11 protein-coding genes and 3 tRNA genes are annotated in these 20,516 nt (G+C 41.3%); 6 read left to right on the forward strand and 8 right to left on the reverse strand.

The genetic code is table 11. From position 1 onward, the window contains the following. Positions 1–120: 120 nt before the first annotated feature. On the reverse strand, positions 121–762 hold the full coding sequence (locus V7K46_RS01195) for an exonuclease (RefSeq protein ID WP_335110245.1): 642 nt from the start codon (positions 760–762) through the stop codon (positions 121–123). A 130-nt stretch (positions 763–892) separates the two neighbouring features. Here V7K46_RS01195 and V7K46_RS01200 point away from each other — a divergent pair, with 130 nt between their 5' ends. Next, positions 893–3,154, forward strand: a complete 2,262-nt coding sequence (locus V7K46_RS01200; RefSeq protein WP_335110247.1) for an NACHT C-terminal helical domain 2-containing protein — start codon at positions 893–895, stop codon at positions 3,152–3,154. 195 nt (positions 3,155–3,349) lie between these two features. Here V7K46_RS01200 and V7K46_RS01205 read toward each other — a convergent pair whose 3' ends face one another. The 4 genes from V7K46_RS01205 to V7K46_RS01220 all read right to left on the reverse strand — a co-directional run bounded on the left by V7K46_RS01205 (position 3,350) and on the right by V7K46_RS01220 (position 5,787). Next, complete coding sequence (locus tag V7K46_RS01205) at positions 3,350–4,951, reverse strand: TROVE domain-containing protein (RefSeq protein ID WP_335110249.1); 1,602 nt, start codon at positions 4,949–4,951, stop codon at positions 3,350–3,352. Between the two features lie 232 nt (positions 4,952–5,183). After that, a tRNA-OTHER gene (locus V7K46_RS01210) sits at positions 5,184–5,310 on the reverse strand. A 135-nt stretch (positions 5,311–5,445) separates the two neighbouring features. Further along, positions 5,446–5,572 (reverse strand) — tRNA-OTHER (locus V7K46_RS01215). Positions 5,573–5,653: 81 nt separating this feature from the next. Then, positions 5,654–5,787, reverse strand: a tRNA-OTHER gene (locus V7K46_RS01220). 399 nt (positions 5,788–6,186) lie between these two features. Between V7K46_RS01220 and V7K46_RS01225 the strand changes: the two genes are divergently transcribed. Further along, on the forward strand, positions 6,187–6,915 hold the full coding sequence (locus tag V7K46_RS01225) for a hypothetical protein (protein ID WP_335110251.1): 729 nt from the start codon (positions 6,187–6,189) through the stop codon (positions 6,913–6,915). A 31-nt stretch (positions 6,916–6,946) separates the two neighbouring features. On the opposite strand, the gene V7K46_RS01230 is transcribed toward V7K46_RS01225, so the two are convergent. The 3 genes from V7K46_RS01230 to V7K46_RS01240 are packed head-to-tail and all read right to left on the reverse strand — an operon-like array spanning position 6,947 to position 8,436. Continuing rightward, positions 6,947–8,089, reverse strand: coding sequence for a quinone-dependent dihydroorotate dehydrogenase (locus V7K46_RS01230; RefSeq protein WP_335110253.1), 1,143 nt, complete (start codon positions 8,087–8,089; stop codon positions 6,947–6,949). Between the two features lie 14 nt (positions 8,090–8,103). Then, on the reverse strand, positions 8,104–8,277 hold the full coding sequence (locus tag V7K46_RS01235; protein ID WP_335110255.1) for a hypothetical protein: 174 nt from the start codon (positions 8,275–8,277) through the stop codon (positions 8,104–8,106). Further along, complete coding sequence (locus tag V7K46_RS01240) at positions 8,278–8,436, reverse strand: hypothetical protein (protein ID WP_335110257.1); 159 nt, start codon at positions 8,434–8,436, stop codon at positions 8,278–8,280. A gap of 133 nt (positions 8,437–8,569) precedes the next feature. Between V7K46_RS01240 and V7K46_RS01245 the strand changes: the two genes are divergently transcribed. From V7K46_RS01245 to V7K46_RS01260, 4 genes are all read left to right on the forward strand, one after another. Next, positions 8,570–11,488, forward strand: coding sequence for a GAF domain-containing protein (locus V7K46_RS01245; protein WP_335110259.1), 2,919 nt, complete (start codon positions 8,570–8,572; stop codon positions 11,486–11,488). Between the two features lie 1,102 nt (positions 11,489–12,590). Beyond that, positions 12,591–14,450 carry a vWA domain-containing protein gene (locus V7K46_RS01250; protein WP_335110260.1) on the forward strand — a complete coding sequence of 620 codons (1,860 nt, stop codon included), beginning with the start codon at positions 12,591–12,593 and terminating at the stop codon, positions 14,448–14,450. 20 nt (positions 14,451–14,470) lie between these two features. Next, on the forward strand, positions 14,471–17,218 hold the full coding sequence (locus V7K46_RS01255; protein ID WP_335110262.1) for a tubulin-like doman-containing protein: 2,748 nt from the start codon (positions 14,471–14,473) through the stop codon (positions 17,216–17,218). A 30-nt stretch (positions 17,219–17,248) separates the two neighbouring features. Then, the gene (locus tag V7K46_RS01260) at positions 17,249–20,305 is read left to right on the forward strand and encodes a hypothetical protein (protein WP_335110264.1); all 3,057 of its coding nucleotides are present in this window, start codon (positions 17,249–17,251) and stop codon (positions 20,303–20,305) included. The last annotated feature ends 211 nt before the right edge of the window (positions 20,306–20,516 follow it).

Here is a 20,516-nt window from a genome sequence, read left to right on the forward strand (position 1 = left end):
ATTGCTACGTTATATTACATCATCTTGCTAAAAAAGCATCTTGTCTATTCTACCAGAGGTAAATATTTGCGACGCCTAGTTTGGGCGGGTATGCGATCGCACTTTTAGGCAGCAACTGCACTAAAAAAAATTCAGCCGATTAAGCCATTGATGCCAGACATGAATTAGCCTTGCACGGTCAAATTCAAAAATCTCTGCTTCTTCACCTGGCAAGGCTACAACGATAAGAGCATGGTTAATTTTGGAGTTAAAAAGGCGATCGCTACAGTATCGGTTAATTGCACCACCATAAGCAGCTAGTTGTAAAGGCTTGTCATAAAGCTTATCAATTCTCAGTTTTGGTTCCTCGGCTGTAGTCCATTCAATTACATGCGGAACATTTTGATAACAGGCAACTAAATCAACTTTACCGGCGTAAAGTTCCTTATAGTTAGGCACGGCTTCCTCAACAAGTTGAACATCGCTAAGTTGGTTTAGCACAGATTGAACGCTATCCCAGTAAGGCTGAATCAGGCTGCTGTCAGGTTTGGGTGAGTAACCTTGCAGGTATTCTTTAATCAACTGATGTAAGGCATTTCCTCGACGGCGGCTGTTAGCAGCAATTCGATTTGCTTCTGCATCGCCAACTTTATTGCGCCAATAGGAAAGGACGGCTAGAGATTTTGGTGGCTGTGTCGCTTTTAAAACTGTGGTGACAGCAGGAAGAAGAACGCCACCATTGCCTTGATAGTAGCATCGTCCGTTGATGTATGTAGATTTCATAAGTTGTGAGTGGTGAATTACTACATCAACTTTTGCGTTAGCCTAGTACACAATTAATACACATGCTGTGAGTCTTTGTGACTATATAGAGTACACAGATGTGTACTGTGGTTGTGATGCGTTAAGAGTTATGAATCAACAACATTTCAATGCAGTATTTAATCGCTTAACTGAAAGGCGGCGAGAGGTACTGCTGAAACTACTGGCTAACGAAAAAGATGAAGCGATCGCTAATTCTTTGTATATTAAGCAATCAACTGTTAGAAAACATCGGGAAGAAATTTGTAAGTTATTTGGCTTAAATAATGAATTTCCAGACGAACGCCGTTCAAAGCTTCCAGAATTGATTTCTTTATTTGCCAAGTACAAACCTGAGTTATTAAATCAAAATACTTCAGAGTTACCACAAACTGAAATTTTCAGTGAAGATAAAACGATATCTGAAAATACTGATTTTGTGGGGCGTGAGGATGCGATCGCACACCTCAGTAATCTGGTTAACGGAGGTGTCAAAGTTATTCTAATTCAGGCAGAGGGTGGCATAGGTAAAACAACCTTGGCTAGAAAATGGTTTGAGCTTCAAGGTTTAGAGTATCTTGAACTGCGGGTAGGAACGACACCCCAAAACCTAAACTCAGTAGAAGATTGGGTAAGGCTCAAGCTCAGAAATGACTTTAAAATGAATCCAGAGCAAAACTTTATGACTATGCTGGAGCAATTTAAAAGCAAGCTCCAAGAACAAAGAATCGGCGTATTAATTGATAATCTAGAACCTGCTTTGAGAAATGGCAAGTTTATAGAACCACATCATAGCTCTTATGTAGAACTATTAACCGTACTAGCTGATAAAAGTGTGCAGTCGGTAACGCTTGTCACAAGCCGTGAGCAAATTTATGAGCATACAGTAAAACGTCTTCAACCTTTTACGAATTATGAGTTGGATGGATTGAAGCAAGAATCATGGCAACAGTATTTTAAAACTTGCAAAATTAGTATAGATGATGATGCTCTTAGTGAAATGCATCAAGCCTATGGCGGAAATGCTGAGGCTATGTTTATCCTTAGTCCTGAGATTTTCAAAGAAGCTCAAGGGAATTTAAAAGTTTACTGGCAGGACAATCGTGAAAATATATTAAGACATAGGACTATAGAACAACTTGTTCAACGTCAGTTTGATAAAATCAAAAATGATAATATACAGGCTTATAAACTTCTCTGCCGTTTTGGATTTTACCCCAATCAAGATATTACTGTACCAGAAATATGGCTATTTTCTTTGCTTTGGGACGTCCCAAAAAATCGCCGACAACGGGTAATTGATGATTTATGCAGTAGTTCCTTGGTAAAATTCAATGAAGATGGATATTATCTGCATACAATGATTCGTGTAGAAGCTGTAGATAGATTTAATTTACTTAGGGAGTCGAATGATGAAAGCTTATTTTTAATTAAAAAGCAAGTAGATTCAATAATTGAATCACATCAGCATTTACAAAATTTACTTGTCTGGATAAATAAAAAATTATTCTTTATATCTCAAGATTATAAAAAAGCAGGATTTAGGGCTTTCTATTTAGGTTTTTTTATTTACCTTAATCTTGGTTTGAGCAATTATTCTTTTGACAATGATCAAGAATACTCTAATTTAGCTTGTACTCTTGAATATACTTTTGATATATATTGCAACAAATCTCGTCAAGATTGTCTCACAGCAGGGATAGAACTTGGTTTTTTAGAAGGAACATACATTTGTCTTTATGTTAAATGCTTTAATTTAGTATTAGGTAAAGAAAAAAAAGGAAGTTATAAATATTTTTTTAAACAGATGATATACAATATCAATATTTTAGATAATATTAGAGGAGAAGTGTATAGGCATAATATTGAGCAATTAAATTATCACTATAGGATTTTTGTTGAACCTATTTCAAAACTTATTACTGAGATTAGAATTGCAGAAGAAGTTGAAAATGAAGAAATTGATAGGCTAATACAAAATAATGAACTTCAAAAAATTAGAGATAGTTGGGGTAAAAGTTACCTAGAAGGTTATAATATAGGGAATTATATATTTAATTTAAATATAGATGATTACAAAAAAACAATTATGGAAACTAGTATACTAGATAATTGTAAAACTAAAGATATAGTTCAAGACGAAATCCCCTCAAAGACCTGTTACAGTTATCTTTTAAATAAGTCTAAACTTAGGCCAAAATGGTATTTTGATGATGAGCAAAAGAAACTACTAAGGCAGTATTACAAAGCTAATAAGCTGATGGTGTATTGCTTAAATAGTCTTTGTGATGTATCTTCTGAGGTGCGATCGCACATTGAAGACACCCTACTCTTACCCATCGCTGAAATAGAAAAACGACCATTCAAAAATTAAATCGCCTTCTTCTTTGCGTGAGGTAAAAATCAAAAACAAAGGCGGGTGCGGGGATTGAACCCGCTAATCCCCACATGGTGGAGACGTAACCGATAACCCTAAATTCTTCGGCCCCGAAAGGCAAGTTGCGAATAAGGGTAACCCGCCATGAAGTCTGAAGGATAAAATGTTTCATCCTTTACCCTTCAGCAATATCTACAACTCATCCGTAGCCAGCATCTGGATGATCCGAGGCGTACCCGGATCAAACCCTGCCAAATCCCAAGACAGCGAATCTTCAGGATCTACCAAAGTAATCTGGTAAGGTATCAAGGTGACATACACCGCCTTGACGTTGGGATTTACCTTTTTGCGGTACTCCTTCAGCGCTTGACTTGGATGCTTATTTCCCGCCCAGCTTTCCGAGTCAGTCCAGAAGCAGACTACATCTGCCTTGAACTTATTCTTAATCATCCAGTCGTAAGCCACAGATGCATCAGTTCCACCGAAGTTTTGGTTGCTAGCTTTGCGAACCGCAGAACTAAAACTATCTTTGACGGTGATACCTAATTCCCGGAATTCCGTAGCAAAGCCGCGAATCATGTAATTTTTCTCTGCTTTTGCTGTTACCAGTGCCATTGTCGTGGCAATTTCACAGCAAGTCAGTCCCATATCTGCAACCAAGCTACCCATAGAACCAGAAACGTCCACGGCGTGCATGAACACTTTACCTGTGGGTTGCACAACATCAAAAGACAGTTCAACCGCCTTTTCTAAAATGTCCACAATCCGAGGAACTGGGTTCCAAGTTTTCTTACTGCGTCCTAATGTTCCACCAGATTGATAAGTTTTGAGTGCTTTCAAAACATCAATCGGATGGATGCGACCTTTACGCAGATGTTCTCTGCGATTAAGAACTGTTTCCACTTGCAGCAAATTTGCGCTTTCATCAGCTTGCAACACACCCAGTTCAGTTAAAGAACCTAAGTTACGCAGCATTGCACCTATTGGCATTTCCTGAAATAGCAGCTGCCAAGCAAGCTCGTCCATTTTGCCCACAGGTGCAGCCATTTCGTGGGTTAAGCGTCCTTGGGAAATAGCTTCATGGGTTTGGGTAGGATTCCGCTTCAGCCACTCATACCACCAAATCTGCGCCAACGCCTCCGAGGGAATGTCTGCTGGCAATTCTTCCCAGCCTCTAACTACCCACTCAAATAGTTGACGGTGATTTTCTGTAGGCGGTTTGACATGAAACAACCGCAATGCATCTCGGTGGGAGAAGCCTTGACGCTGTTGATATTTCAACAGTTGATAAGCTAAACCCTTGACATCTTCCCGTGAGAGCCAAGTTTTACCTGCTTCCCGCACCACCTTGCCAAATCCCCGCAGAGATTTGGTGTAGTTCAACCATTCGTAGAAGTGGCTACCAGTGCGGACAACTTGCGGAAATATTTCACCAAACGCCTGTTTTGCTTCTGGTGCTTCGCCCATCGACAGCAGCACCAAAGCTAAGATAGGCGCACTGTTATTGATGGCGCGTCCATCGCTAGCATACAAAATTTCTTCTGCTACACGGCCAGGATTTTCGGCAACAGCAAGTCTTACAACTGTCACAAAATCCTCAGTTAATTCCTGTTTTCCAGCGTAGTAAGTGCTTTTTGCTGTGCCAACTAACAAACAACGGCGTAGCATCTTCCAAATGCCAGCATCAAACATCCAGCCACCGGAACGCCCCTGAACCATTTCTGCTTCTCGTCCGGGGATAGGTTGATTTTGAGGTGTAGTTGTTTTCTTTTTAGTGAAAAAATTATAATTCATCGTTTCATCTCCCGGCCCTTACGGGCAAAAATGAAAGGTGGCAGAGCAGGAATCGTAGCTTGCTTCCCGTAGGGTACCCGCGACATCCGGCTTAAGAGGCGATAACCCTAATTCGTCGGACTTCTCAGGCAAGGTGTGAACAAGGATGTTTTTCGGCGTACCAACTGAGCTACCTGCCACATGAAAATTTTGGATTTTGGATTTTGGATTTTAAATTTAATCCAAAATTATTTGGTGTAGCGGAGCGGGATTTGAACCTGCGACCTCTCGAACCCGATTCGATAACCCTAATTCGTCGGCCTTTTCAGGCAAGGGGTGAACAAGGATGTTTAGCGCTCTACCACTGAGCTACCCGCCACATGAAATTTTTGATTTGAGATTTTAAATTCAATCCAAAATCTCAAATCGTTCGACTGAGCGACTTGCCTTGAGCGAACGCAAGAGCGTCTCCAAGAGTTGCCGAAAGGAGCCGAAGTCCAAAATCTAAAATTAATTGGTGTAGTGGAGCGGGAATCGAACCCGCGACCTCCCGCTTGGCAGGCGATAACCCTCAATTCGTCGGCCTTTTCAGGCAAGGGGTGAATAAGGTTTAGGCGCTCTAACCACTGAGCTACCCACCACATGAAAATTCAAAATTCAAAATTCAAAATTTAAATTTCAGGACGGGCTAAACCGCCTCGCTACTGCTAACAGCATTGAATTTGGTGTAGCGGAACAGGATTTTTACCTGCACCTCCAGAAGTTTAATCAAGGGTGTTTTAGTTATATACGATAACCCTCGATATGTCGGCCTTTCCGGGCAAGGTGGGCGCTCTGTCATTTGAGCTATCCGCTACTGGTGAAAGCTAACTCCCTAATGAAAGTTGACTTGTATTATTAATGTAGTATATGTATTATTGGTTGTCAAGGGGCTAGAAAGCTAATGCAAGAATTATTGCTTTGGAAAGAGAAGTCTGAGCGGCACAAGCGATCTGCTACTTAAAATTTTGGGGGAATATTATCCACATTGGATTGCGATCGCTCTGGTCAAAACCCTCTTATTTTCTCTGGAAAAAACTTTTGCCCGATCGCAGACCAATATTAGATAAGTTGCAGGTTCAGAAGGTTATAACACCCAATAAATAAAGGTTTTGCCGGCATATTTGCCACAACTTGGCCAAAATATACAAAAAAGTGTCCCAATTTTTGCCAAGATAATAATATTATTTCCCAAAATTCACTTAGCAAAAATCGGCATGAGTGAAAAACCCATAGAAGATAACGGCAAGGCTTTTCTCGTTCTACTTTTGCCCATCTCGTTTTTGATTATTTTCCTGGTTACTACTTGGAGAATTTTACTGGCGGTAATTTTCCTGGTAATTGGCTTCAAGCTTTGGCAGGAATATCAATGGCAACAGTGGACTGTACGAGTTAACCCAATTTTTCATCAATTGGTTCGCGAAAATCAGGGCAGACTTACGCCAATGGACTTGGCAATCAGGGGCAATTTTCCTGGAACAACGGCAAAACGCTACTTGGATGGTAAAGCCTCGGAATTTGGTGCCAGTATAGTGAACTCCGAAGAGGCAGGGCAGTCTTATTACTTTATAACTGCCAGCATTCTTGGGAATATTCTTGATAGTAGTGAGCCTGTCAAAGAACTTCCTACTCAACCAGTTACTAAAACTGCGCGTTCGCTTTTAGCACCACTACCACCAACCCCACAGGAGGAGGAATTAGAAACCGAATCACTCCCTCAGCCAAACCCTGAATCAGCTAAACGATCGCTGGAAAAACAATTAATTTTTGGCTCTCTGATTCAATCTGAACTTGCCAAACGGCTAAATGTCTATTCCAGCACAGTTTATAAACGGCGAAATGATCCAGAGTTTCCTGAGTGGAGTCGCAGTAAAGACCCTGATGGTATTGCCTGGTCATACTCAGAAAAAACTAAGGAGTTTTTTCCAGTGGAGGAAGAAGGATAACAATTCAAAATTCAAAAATCAAAAATATTAATTACTTTTGATTTTTGAATTCTAAACCCACAGCTTCGTTGATGGAATTTAATCCGCTTTGTTCTAGTAGGACAAGCAAACCTGTTAGAATCCGGCGTACCATCAGTGGCCCTTCATAAATCCAGCCTGTATAAACCTGGATCAAGCTAGCACCAGCAGTAATTTTTTCCCAAGCATCTTCCGGGGAAAAAATGCCACCAACGCCAATAATTGGGATTTGTCCTTGGGTTTGCTGCCAAATAAAACGAATTACCTCAGTGGAGCGATCGCGTAATGGTTCACCGCTAATTCCGCCAGCTTCTGACTGGGGTGATTTGCCAGTTTGGTCAATTATCTGGGTTTTCAGTCCATCACGGCGGATGGTGGTGTTAGTGGCGATAATTCCCGCCAGTTGGTAGGTTTTAGCCAAAGAAATAATGTCAGCGATCGCAACCCAATCCAAATCTGGCGCTATCTTGACAAAAATTGGTTTTTGTGCAGTGTTTTCTTGTTGCAATAAATCCAAGATCGCACTGAGCATAGAAGCATCTTGGAGCGATCGCAACCCTGGTGTATTCGGGGAAGAGACATTAACAACAAAATAGTCTCCCAAATCCTTGAGTAAGCGAAAACTATCGAGATAATCCTGTGCGGCGGCTTCCAGGGGAGTTACCTTAGATTTACCCAAATTAACCCCTATGGGTATTAATTGGACGTTATCCTGCTTTTCCTGTGCCAAACGTGCCGCCATTGCTGCTGCACCGCGATTATTAAAGCCCATGCGATTGAGAGCAGCTTTGTCCAACGGCAAGCGAAACAAACGGGGACGTGGATTTCCTGGCTGTGCGTGAAAAGTTACAGTTCCTAGTTCCGCAAAGCCAAAACCCAGGTTAGACCAAATGCCAGCAGCTACTCCATCCTTGTCGAAGCCAGCTGCTAACCCTACGGGATTTGGGAAGTTTAGCCCAAACAAATTTTGTTCTAGGCGTGAATCGTATAGACATAAGGACTGCTTTAAGCGTTGGTTTACCCAACTAGCTCTTTGGTGAACGCCTGTTTGGGATAGCCAGCTAAAACTGCGAATCGTCTTTTGGTGTAACCACTCTGAATCGGTTTTTACCAGATTGAACAAAAGCGGACGAATCGCAAGTTGATAAATATCCATTTCAATTCTTAATACTACCCGAATTCGGTAAACTGCCGTGCTTGCTCTCTAACTTGTCGGAGTTCCTCTTTAGCTTGCCGTGCTTCCTCTTTAGCTTGTTGGAGTTCTTCTTCAGCTTGCCGCATTTCTTCAGCAGTCTCCCTGACTTCTTCAGCAAGCTGCCGGCTTTGTTCGGCAGAATCTCTCATTTATTCAGCAAGCTGTCGCTGCTCCTCTTGTGAAAGTCTGACATTTTCAGCAGACTCGCGCTCCTTTTCTTGTGAGAGCCTGCTATCTTCAGCAGACTCTCGCTTTTCCTCTAAGACTTGTCTCTGCTCCTCTTGATCATCGGATGAAGTTTCGCCCATTTCCCTAGCACTCCCTGATCTAACTTCAACGAACCTATTACTTAGAACTTTCAGCAAACACCCGTGGCAATATTACTCAGGGTGCTTTTGTGGGCATCTTATATATTACAAGTTATGTAAACCAATAAATCAGATGGGGCAGCCGCAAAAACCTATAGCCGCCGAACAGCAAATCCTCTCCTTGGGACGCGTCCTCCAGAGCCTTAGGGAAGAAGAAGATGTTGACGTTCTGATTGAAACTACTATTTCTTATCTTAAGGAACAGTTTGACTACAGACTGATTTGGATTGCTCTTTATGATCGCCTAAATCACATTTTATTCGGGAAAGGGGGCATTACACCTGATCGTGACACAAGCTTTTTACGACAAAGGGTTGTTCTCAGTCCTGGGGATTTATTAGAGCAAGTGGTGATTGAACAGCATCCCTTGGGCATAGCCGATTTGCAAACTGAAATCCGCGCCGCAGATTGGCGAAAAATGGCAGAAAAATTCCACATCCAGGGAACAATTATTTTACCTATTCGCCATAAAGACCGCTGCTTGGGTTTACTGTTACTGGGTTCAGAACGCTGGGGCTACCTACTCACAGGGGAAGCAAAAGCACGTTTGATGATGGTTTTAGGTGAATTGGGGGCAGTGCTTTATCAAAATGAGATTGATTTGCAGCACAAGCAAACCAAGAGAACCGACGAGCCATTATTAGAATTGCTAGAAAATTTACGCACCCTGACTAACCTTAATCAAAAACTTGAAGCGGCGGTGCAAGCAACTCATAAATTTGTCTCCCCCAGTCGGACAAATGTTTACTGGTTTGAGCGGGAAGGGCGCTACTTTTGGTGTCGGATGAGCAATCAGCTGGTGAAAATCGATCGCAATTCCAGCAATCAGCAAGCAGCAGGAATTACTGTACAGGAGTTGAGCGACTTTTATTATGCTTTGGCAGTTAACCAAATTGTCTCGATTGGTGATGCCCGTAGTTCTTTGAAAAGCCATTTTACGGCAAAATTGCTGCAACGCTTGAAGGTGCGATCGCTCTTGGCAGCTCCGATAATTTGGCAAAAGAACTTGCTCGGTTTTCTGGCGGTGGAAAGCAATGAACCTCGAATCTGGACGGAGACAGACAAAAATTTCGTCCAAGGTGTTGCTGGTTTAATCTCCTTGGTTGCACCCGCTGAAAGCATGGAAAGCACCGTTAAACAGATTCAAGAAGATGCTCAACTGACTAGCCAAGTTGCCCAAGGTATTTATAGTCAACATGACCTTCAGGAAACTTTACACAGTTGTGCTAAGAGAGTTTTAGCTCGATTAGCAGCCACCCGCTTTTTATTGTTGCAGTATGACCCTGAGGAAAATAATTATCAATTTATTTACCAAAGTCAGCCTTATAATCGCCGACCATTGACATTTACGCTTCATCCTCTCAAAGAATTAGATGGGCAGCTTTTACAACGTTCAACTCAAGCGGTGGAAATTGAGAACTTAGATGAAGATTTACGCTTTTTTAACTGGCGTCCCCCTTTACTAAAAAATGGTGTGCGATCGCTACTTGTTTGTAAATGCACTCACGAGCATATACCAGTAGCACTTTTGGTCATTACTCACGAAACCCATCGTTATTGGACAACTCTGGAAAAGGAATTACTGTGGGCCGTCAGTCAACAGATTGGTGTCATTCTTCGTCAGTGGCAATTACACAACCGCACCACCCAGCAGCAAAAAACTTCCCAGGCATTTGAGCAATGCCTACACATCCTGACACAATCCCAGAACAGCAAAATCGAGGTCAAAAAAAAGCATTTAGAACGGACAGCACTCGAACAAATAGCATCAATTTTGGGCTGTCCCCTAGCGGTACTACTATCCTGGTCGCCTGGTGAAAGTTGGGCAAAAATTATCCCTGGAGTGATTGACAATAGTAAATTTGGGATTTTTTCTGATGCATCTATTCCTATCCAGGCTGAAGCCTTAATTCAGTGGGCCCTTGCTACGGAGAGTTACCTGATTTTGAAGGTAGATGATTTACCCCCAGAAACTCGAAAATGGTTGAATGCTCCAGACAAAGGTCAGATTTTGGCGATGGCATTACGTACCAATGCTGATTATGAAACCACAGGTGTAGTCTTGTTGGCAGACTATCAAGAGTGTCGCTGGTCAGAACAAAACCTTAGTGCGACAATAACTCTGATTTCTCAATTAGCTTGGTGGCGTCGTGAAAAGCAAATTACCCAACTTCTAGAATCTACAACAGAGGAATTACGACAACTCAACTGGTACAAACATCGTCGCTTAGAGGAAATCCAAAGAATAACAGCGCACTCCCTTAGACAAATACATGATTTGGGCATTCCTGCTAATGAACTTACTCAGATGCGCTACCAGCTATTGCTGCGGCAGTTAGACCACACAGCCACCTCCATGAGTGGAATGCTAAAACTTGAGTACTGGCAACTAAACATAAGTTGGGAAACTATACCCATAGCCAGTTTAATGAAGCGATCGCTCGAACGCATCGAAAATTTAGTCAAACAACAAAAACTGTGGATTGGTGTACATGGTTTGGGACAACCGATTGAGGAGCAATCGCCAAAGAACTCTTCATTAGCCAAAGACGTTCCTACCTCAAACACTCAATCTTCAATGACGATCGCTGGTGATATTGTCAAAATTGAATTAGTTATCCATGAATTATTGGTTACTGCCTGTAACCGTTCTCAAATCGGCGGCAGAATTGACATTTGGTGTCGCCGTTTAGATGTATCTAAAACTGTAGACCCAAATTATTCTTCTGCAAGTACAGAGGCTGAACATCCGACATCTCTAGAACTGTCGATTACATATAACGGTGCGATCGAACCAGAGCTATTAACAGAGCTACATAATACACCCAAAGATGTGCTTGCTGCCTCTAACCTTGACCAACCACCAGGTTTACATCTGCTAATCTGCCAAAATTTCATGCAGAAGTTGGGAGGACAGTTGAACTTCTATCAATTACCAGATAATCGAGTAGTTAGCCGCTTACTTTTGCCGTTAGTTGGTCATGATTCTTAGTACCATTTTTCAAAACAAGTGTCTGAAAATGAGCTTGAGTTAAGCATTTTTTCCTTCTCTTCCTTTGCATCCTTCTCTACGAGACGCTGCGCGTACCCCTACGGGGAAGCAAGCTACAGGTAGTGTCTGGCAAGCCCTCCGAGTGACGCTCGTACCTTGCTCTAAGCGAACGCAAGAGCCTCTCTAAGAGTTGCCATGCCGCAGGCTTCTCCCTTTGGGAGAAGACTGCGCTGCTTCACCGCTTTGCGTCTACGTTAAAAAAATTGACTTTGACAAAGAGTTAAGCCTTAACCCAAGCGGATTAACTTGTTAACTACAACCATTAACAATTTAGCTTTGTCACTGTCAAGGCTAATTAAACGTAAATATAAAATTATCTTGGCAATTATCTCAATTAATTTGTATATATTTACTGACTTCACGAAGAGGTCAGCTTTGAGTTTTTAATAACTTGAATATCCACAAAAAACGTGACATTCTTTTTTAAAATAGTTAACATGTAACTTGATAAAACACTGATCAGGATTATTACTTTTGAATGTAATATAAATTCACATTTCAATTCCGAAAAAATAATTAACCAGCCCAAAATCGGCAAAATTGCCTATAAAATCCGGCTATTAATGGGATTTACACAAGAAAAATTAGCAATTTATCCTTAGCGTTGTACCAACAGTGAACTGTTGGAATAAGGACAGCAATCTTTTAAGGATTGTTGTGCAGTAGATTCAAGTTTTAGTAGGAAACTTGATAAACAGGTCAAAATATATTGGCTAAATATCACAAAAATATTTCGTATTTAGTATGACTAATTAAAATACTTTATAAATTAAATATCGTAGTTATAAATTTGCACAATTAAATTTTTATATCGATTTTGGTAGATCAATAGCAGCTTAAACCTTCATTTTTTAGAAAATAAGATGGAATCACTGCATCAAATCATAGCTGTCATTTTGTTAATTATAAGTTTGCTGCAAAGAGAATTAGATGGATGGGACAACAATATATTGGCAGGGATTAAAAAAATTAAATCTCAACCCTTCATCTATCGCTTTCAGGAAGACCAATATAAAATTTATCTGCTTGGAGAAATCTATTAATGAGTTTTAGATACTTCAAGCATTGGTTGAAATTTAGTTCAGTCCGAAGCATCATTGTTTTGGCTCTAATATCAATTCCTAACTTATGTAGTGCATTTGCTCAGACTACTCCTAAAGGAGGAATTGACTGGATTTTAGTAGTAGATACTTCTGCTTCCATGCGTGGTGTAGGTGGAACAAAAAATATTTTTGAACCAGTAAAGAATTCTATTACTGAATTTGTTAACACCGCCAGATTAGGCGATACCGTTACTATCTATACTTTTGACAAAGATGTAACTTTAAATGCAGATGATATCAAGATTACCAGTAATCCAGACAGAGGTAAACTCAAGCAAATAATTAGCTCACTTCAGGCTGAGGGTGTGCGGACTCATACAGGTAAGGCTGTGCAAAAAGCGCTGCAACATTCTGCCTTGTTAAACAAACGTGCTGATGCTCTTGGTCGGACTGTCAGCATAGTGTTTCTGACAGATGGATTAGAAGATGTGCGTGGTATTCCTAATCCTGTTCTCATTCCTAGTAATACCCAATTTTTACGAGAGCAACAATGCAAACCCTATATATTTTTTGTCTCTTTAGGATTAAAAGAACACGAAAAGCAGCTGAATGACTTTGCTAACAATCCAGCGCTTTGTGGGAAGGGGCAGGTATTGCGAGATCCGGGAGGAGTTCAACTCAACAAGCTGGCTCAAAATATCCGACCAGTGCTGATTACACCTAAGCTTGATGTCAATTTACCTACGGCCAATTTGCAGCCAGTATTACCTGGAACGACTACTGAACCAATCAATATTAATAGCATCAGTAATGTCAATGCTAAGGTAAGTTTGCAACTGGAAGACCCTCAGCAAAGTGGTATTCGCTTAATTCCACCTGATCGCACCATTAATTTAGTTGCTAATCAAGCAACAGTCATTCCCGTGCGTTTACAGATACCAGCAGAGGCAAAGGGGGGCGCTAGTAACTTGCGCTTGGTGTTGGCGATCGCAGACCAAGCGATGTCTGGCGACAAGCCGCAAGGCGTCTACGCACCGATTACAATTGACCTACCTGTAACCATTAAGTCAAAACTACAAATACAACCTACAAGGGTAGATTTTGGCTCAATAGAAGCAGGCAAAACTACTGAAATCCAAAGTTTGGTAGTTCGCACCAATATATCTGGAACAGCCAGCTTACAATTGCAAGGCAATTCCAAAGACGTTTCGATCGCAGAACTTTCAGCAGCCATATCCTTACAACCAGGAGAAACTAAAATTCCTGTGCAATTGCAGGTTACTAATAGCAGTTTTGCAGGCAATCGCAACTTCACCTTAGTTCTCACCCCAGATAACTCAATTGCCAGTCCTGTCACTACGGAAGCTCATCTGCATATTTTGATGCCATTGGGACGAAAAATAATCATTTGGTTGCTCTTAGGGCTACTGGTGTTGTTAATTGCCTTGATAGTAGTTTGTTTGATTCAACGCAAAACCCCCTTGGAATTAGCCGAAGATTTTCGCACCCGCAAACGCTTAGAAGGAGCATTGGTAGTGCTAGAACCACTGCCACAATCATCCCAAGACGAAGAGATTAGTCTCACTCACCTACAGAAGGGGAGAGTATGCCTGAGTGATTTGATACCAGCTATTGCGGCGACAAATTCTGATGCCGAGTTAGTCACAGTTTGGCGGGCAGGCAAAAAAAATATAGATTTGCGGTGTTTGAAAGGTGTAATTTTTGTCAATACTAAAAAGATAAATACAGATGAACTTTACAACGAGGACATCATCGAAATTGACAACGTTAAGCTGCAATTTAACTGGATTGAACACCAAAGACCCTCTGAGTCAAGCAGTGGGCAGACAAACTTTTGAATAATATCACAGGAAAGTGAATGTTAAGTCCCACGGTTGTGCGTCCCACGGTTGTTTTTCGTCCTACCGTTGTTATCGGGTTAGGAGGAACGGGTTATGAAGTCGTACTCAAACTTAAAAAGCGATTCATAGATGTTTACGGCTCAGTACCAGAAGTTATTCGTTTTATTTCAATTGATACTACCGAAAACATCCAAGAACGAGAAAAATCACCTGATGGCACTAAGGTTTTTTTAGAACCTAATGAACTTTATGCAATCTCTGTCGCAAATCCACTACCGCTAACACGTAATGACCACATCGCTGAATGGTGGCCTAGGGACATTTCAGCAGCCAGCTTAATCAGTGGTGCCGGACAGATTCGGGCCCGGGGACGGCTGGCCTTATTTGCTAGAGTCGGCGATATTAAAGGTTTAATTGCTCAAGCAATCAATGCTGTCCGCGAAATTCGCACCAGTAAACAAGCATTTTCAGATAACTTTCAAGTTTCCAGTCGGGATGGCGTGGAAGTTTTTATTGTTGGCAGTTTGGCTGGTGGGACGGGCAGTGGCACATTCTTAGATGTGGCATTTTTAACACGAGAACATCTGAATAATTTTTCTAATATTACGGGGGTATTTGTTTTACCCAGAGTGTTTGCCAATATTCCCCAAACTCACTTGGTGAAGTCTAATGCCTATGGCGCTCTCAAGGAAATCGAACACTTTTGGGGATTGTCACCGTCTAATAGCATTGAGATTGATTATGGTGTCGCAAAAATCAAAGCCGATCGCCCTCCCTTTGATGCTGTATTTTTAATTGACGGGGTTAACAAAAATGGTACTGTAGTCGGTCGTCCAGACGATTTGCAAAATTTAGTTGCAGATGGTTTGTATATCCAGATTGGTTCTCAAATTGGTCTAGACGCTGCTAACGTTGCTGATAACATTCGCGCTTATCTGGCAACTGGTGAAAAAGTTCGAGGACGCAATATAAATTACTGTAGTTTTGGCTTTGCTACTTTGACTCTGCCAGTACAGCAATACGAGCGGATGAAATTAGAGGATGCTCAAAGCTTGCTGAAAAATGAGTTAATCGCATCTACCCCAACAATCGATTTAGAAAGCGACATCGCCCGGTTTTTAGAAGATTGCAAGTTAGCAGATGCTACTACCGTCGTAAATGCGTTGACTGAAAGCGATCGCGGCGGACAGATGAAACCCGAATTCCGAATTGGCGAAATCCGTCACGATCGCACAGCTTTGGCGACGATCAAAGAACTCTACAAACGGCAATTAGATCAATTTGAACAACGGACGGCTCAAGAATTGGGATTGAGTTTTTATCGCTTAGAGCAGGCTGCAACTGCTGCGATCGCAACTTGGTGGGAGCGGAGTCTCAACCGTCCCAATGGACTAGCTTATGCTTTGCAATTTTTAACCAAACTTTCCCATAAACTAGATGAATTACAGCAGAGCGTGCAGCACAAGTCACAAGAAGCGAAAACCAGTTTCAATACTTTGAAATTAGAACCACAAGAAGAAAAGATTAAAGAAGCCGCAGAAACTTGGTTTTCAAATAAAAATACTATTCAAGCAGCTTGCCAAAGATACAAAGAACGGGCTGACCAAAAGTGGAAGACTTATTTACATTGGAAGCGGTGTGATAAAGCGGCTGAACTCTATGGTGTGCTGCGGGCTAGGCTGGAAGAAATTCAGGAAAAGTGCCAGCGTCTACACAGCAACTTAGATAAAGTTTATCGAGATTTTGAACAGAGTTATCACGAGGTCAGCCGTCAAGGCACTAATGATAATCCCTTTATTCACACCATTCAGCGCATCAATCTGCAATCGAAACGCCCCAAGATTACTGGTGAAGATTTTATCCGTTGGTATCGAGAACAGTCTCAAACTTTAACGAATTGGTCTGATAAAAAAGCTGAAGATGTCAAAAACGAAATTCTGAAATTTATAGATGAAACTTACTATCCCCTCACCAGTATGACTGTTGAGCAGGTTTTGGCAGATAGCAATCCAGAAGATGCGGGGCAAGATTTGCAACAACTTGGCAAACTTGCAGTTCCTCTGTGGCAGTATGAAGAATCGGAAATTCCCATTCAACAGCAGCACCTAATCACAGAATTTTATTACTACGGAGTAGAAAGTAACAACACAGTTTTTAGCAATCCGCCTCTTTCTAGTCGCTTGCCTAAAGGAAATAATAATCCTTCTTTCGTACCGACAGGCGAACCCCATAAGGTGATGCTGTTTCGAGTGGAAGTCGGTGTCCCCTTATTTGCCTTCAACGGAATGAGGGATATGGAGCTAGCTTACCTAGATCCGAATAAAGTCTTCAAGCACCTGCATCGCAATTGGACAAACTTAGCCAATTTAATTCCTCCAGAAGACGACGGTGGGGCGTTGCGTTGGTTTGCTTTAGCGCTGGCACCCGAACGATATAAATTGATTGTCAATCACAGTAAGAAATATTTTGTTTCTACAGAACAAGCGAAAAGATTAGAGGGCGGTGTTTTGCCTTTGGGAGGCGATCGCAAATCAGCATTCAAAACTTTTAAAACTAACTTGCCTTTAGTCAAGGAAATTGCTCACAAAGTTGAGCTTATTACCCACGAAGACCAAGACAAAGCCAAATTTACTTTACAAAACTACATCAATCACCTCAATCAGGTTTTAAAAGGAGGCAAGGTTGATTCCCAGATTCAAGAACAGGTAGAAATGGAAATTCAGGAAATTGAAGCTTACCTGGAAGATTTAGATGTGATTATTTAGCCCCATAGTTTGCACTCTAAGAGTGTCGCCATGCCAAAACCAACTATTTTACTTGCACTCGATCCTCACAGTGCCGCTTTTTGTGCAGCCATGAAACGGCAACTGCAAGAATTTCCAGCTACCCAAAGCTGTTTAATTCAAACTTATACCTTAACTTGGGACGGTCAAACTTTTAGCTTTAGTAGCGAGTTAGATCAGTTTGCTGATATGAGTTTTGATCTGGCTCAAACTCATAGTAAACAAGCTTATGTCTCCAAAATCCGTACCCAGTTCACCGAAGCGACTGGCGAGATCCAAACTGCACTGATTGAATTATTGAAAACCGCTAGTCAATCAAAAGAAGCGATTGCTGCTAAACGCCAAGGAGTGAAAATCAGCAGCACCCATCGAATATATCTCATGCTATCACTCAGTAATCAATTTGCTAAGGCAGTAGTTTTTGACATAGTACGCTTGATTCGTTGGCTATTTTCTAAGTACTTTATAGATATTCCTTACAGCTTAGAAGCGTTATTGCTATTGCCAGGGTTATTTACCCAAGCCACAACTGCTGATTACGGCGCTGCTTACACGCTCCTGAAAGAGTTAGATTACAAAATGACCACTGGAGTTGTGATTGCAGGCGCTCAAAAAGTACCGCCTTTTGATAACTGCTGGCTGATGGACGAGCAAATTGGGGGACTGAGGGATAATTTGCCCAGCTATGCTGATGCTTTGGCAGGTTTTCTCACTGTGGAACCGGAAAACAATGGCTTATTAATTGGCGCACAAAAAGTCAGGGGGAAAATACCCGCATATAGTGCATTTGGCTATGGAGAACTATTTTTTCCAGGAGAAACAACTATTAACTGTTTGAGTGCTGCCTTAGCTGCCGATATTTTGATGGAGCAGTTTTTACCGAAGCCAGAATTCACTCCAGAGGCAATTCGCAAATGCCTGTTAGATGCCAAAGTATTTGTACTCAGCGAAGATTTCAGCAATGCTTTTCTCGGATTAGAACGAGACAACGGTAAACCAGTTTGGCAAGATTTTAATCCGCGCATTGAGATGCGTGCTGGCCAGGCTCAGGAATATGGGATGGAATTGCAGCGTGCTTATCGGCAATTTGAAAATAAAGAGCTACTTTCCTATAAGCGCACGCTGGAAAATTGTTGTAAACAATTACAGGCAACACTAACCGCTTTCTTAGACCGCACGATTAATCGCTATGCTGATGCTACACCTAGAGGCTTGCATGAAGGAGCTAGGCTATTAAACATATTGACCTTTTTGTATTTGGAACTGCAAACGGATGCCATTGGCGATCAATCCCAAAATCTGGTTACAGAACTGCGTGCGGCTGAAGCATTTCTCGACTCAAGATTACAGGTAACAATTAATCAAGAAGCCACCCAAAAGCTGCTCAACCAAGTTGTGTCCTTAAAATTGCGGCAGCAACAATTAGAAGATATTTTAGCTGAAAGAAAGTCTGAAGAACAACTGCAAGAGCTACAAACAACTCAGAAACAGTTAGAAACGGCAATTGCTGAGTATCGCCAAGCGTTAAATGCAGAAATTGACCAAGCTCGACAAATTCGTTTCATGGCGATCGCTCATGCTCGTGAACAAGCCGCAGCTGCGATCGTTTCATCTCAAAATCACATAACTCTCACTGAAAATCAACTTGAAACAGCCACAGATCAACTAAGTGAACTGCTAGCAGAAGAAAACAAATTTCGCTCTCAGTATCTAGTCATTTATCCTATTTTTCTTGCTACTGCTTTATTAGGCTTGCTGATTCTGACGGGAATTTTCAGTCAATCAGCACTATGGCTGTTATTGCAAAATTTTTGGGCTAACTTAGTTACTTATCTGCTTTGGACTGCGGTAACAATTTTGACTTACTTAGGGATAGTTTGGCTCAAGTACAGCACTAATATTCGCGATCGCATTCAAAAGGCTCAGAAACAAATTAAACGACTAGAAAGCACTGTTAAAGCAACCATCGTAGAATTACGTCGCAACTATAATGAACAATTAAAGTTAGAGTATGATTTATACGCCCAAAATCTCCGTGTCGAGGCATTGAATTATCTGATTAAAACAGCTAAACAAAGGGCTGAGACTTTACGGCAAACTCTTACTGACTTGTCTGATATATACAATGATTTGGTTGCTCAACGCGCTCAAGCTACGACGAAGTTATCAGAAATTAGACTCACTGTTCTTACTGATGCGGATATTGATGCTTATTACCAAAGTTTCCTTACCACACTAACAACTGAGACATTCACTCAAGAACAAATTAGCCGCTCTCAGGCGTGGAAAACTTCTGCTGAAGCATTTAAGAACCAACTTATCTCTTTTGTTCGCCAGCAGTTCGAGCAATTGAGCAATTTATCTATTGGGGAAGTATTAAATCAATCAAATTTAATTGCTGAAAACACTGCAAATTTGCGTTTAAATCAACTTTATAATAACGCTAATTTGTTACTACGAATTCAGGATATTGACACTAACTTAAACCCAACTTCTCAACGAGAGATTACCCTCTGGGTGGGAGCAAAAGATAAAGAACAAATATTTGCGTTTTACAGTCGATTTAGTCGCACTTTAACCACCTTGGTAACTGAAGATGAGCAGCGGTTGTGTGTTTTGACCCGTTCGTTGGGCTTTCCGGCTTATTTTCTCAGTCAAATTGAGTTTTATCGAGACTGCTATGAACGGACTCAGAGCGAACAAATCGAGCCAGATGAGAATATTCCTGATTTAATCCCAGAGGAAATTGGTTCTGGTAGAGAATTAAAACTAGCTTATCAAACTTTGCTTTTAGCGATCGCTCTTGGGCTACTAACCCAGCATTCTCAAGGTGATTATCAATTCAACGGTCGGTCACTTGGTAAAAACCGAGAACAAATTACCTTAGCTTTAGCAACTGAGTTCACCTTTCAGGAACTCTATGGAGACTTAGAAGAACGGATCGAAACATTTGAACGTAATTTTATTTACCATAAGTTACAGGAATTAGGAACATCAACTTCAGATTTAAATAATTACGAAAGTAAGCTTTTAGATCATCTGCTCTCAGAGTATAACCCTCTGAATTAGGCATTAAATCGTCCTCTTTATGGTCTGGCGAGAAATGCAAACCATCCATTTTGCAGAACTTAAATTAAAAAAATATCCCATCCCTGCGGGACGCTCCGCGAACGTCGGGGCGTATTGTAATACGTCCCGACAAATGTACTAATCAGCGAAAATTTACAGTGCGAAGTGCAAAATGATTTCGTGAGCAGGATTTCAAAGACTCAAATTGAGC

Source organism: Nostoc sp., from assembly GCF_036917395.1.
GTDB lineage: Bacteria > Cyanobacteriota > Cyanobacteriia > Cyanobacteriales > Nostocaceae > Nostoc.

What these genes read in the sequence shown, in the direction of transcription:
- V7K46_RS01230 (WP_335110253.1), bottom strand. Translation starts at nt 8,089, where the DNA reads ATGGATATTTATCAACTTGCGATTCGTCCGCTTTTGTTCAATCTGGTA.
- V7K46_RS01225 (WP_335110251.1), top strand. Translation starts at nt 6,187, where the DNA reads ATGAGTGAAAAACCCATAGAAGATAACGGCAAGGCTTTTCTCGTTCTA.
- V7K46_RS01205 (WP_335110249.1), bottom strand. Translation starts at nt 4,951, where the DNA reads ATGAATTATAATTTTTTCACTAAAAAGAAAACAACTACACCTCAAAAT.
- V7K46_RS01245 (WP_335110259.1), top strand. Translation starts at nt 8,570, where the DNA reads ATGGGGCAGCCGCAAAAACCTATAGCCGCCGAACAGCAAATCCTCTCC.
- V7K46_RS01240 (WP_335110257.1), bottom strand. Translation starts at nt 8,436, where the DNA reads ATGGGCGAAACTTCATCCGATGATCAAGAGGAGCAGAGACAAGTCTTA.
- V7K46_RS01195 (WP_335110245.1), bottom strand. Translation starts at nt 762, where the DNA reads ATGAAATCTACATACATCAACGGACGATGCTACTATCAAGGCAATGGT.
- V7K46_RS01235 (WP_335110255.1), bottom strand. Translation starts at nt 8,277, where the DNA reads ATGAGAGATTCTGCCGAACAAAGCCGGCAGCTTGCTGAAGAAGTCAGG.
- V7K46_RS01250 (WP_335110260.1), top strand. Translation starts at nt 12,591, where the DNA reads ATGAGTTTTAGATACTTCAAGCATTGGTTGAAATTTAGTTCAGTCCGA.
- V7K46_RS01200 (WP_335110247.1), top strand. Translation starts at nt 893, where the DNA reads ATGAATCAACAACATTTCAATGCAGTATTTAATCGCTTAACTGAAAGG.
- V7K46_RS01255 (WP_335110262.1), top strand. Translation starts at nt 14,471, where the DNA reads ATGTTAAGTCCCACGGTTGTGCGTCCCACGGTTGTTTTTCGTCCTACC.
- V7K46_RS01260 (WP_335110264.1), top strand. Translation starts at nt 17,249, where the DNA reads ATGCCAAAACCAACTATTTTACTTGCACTCGATCCTCACAGTGCCGCT.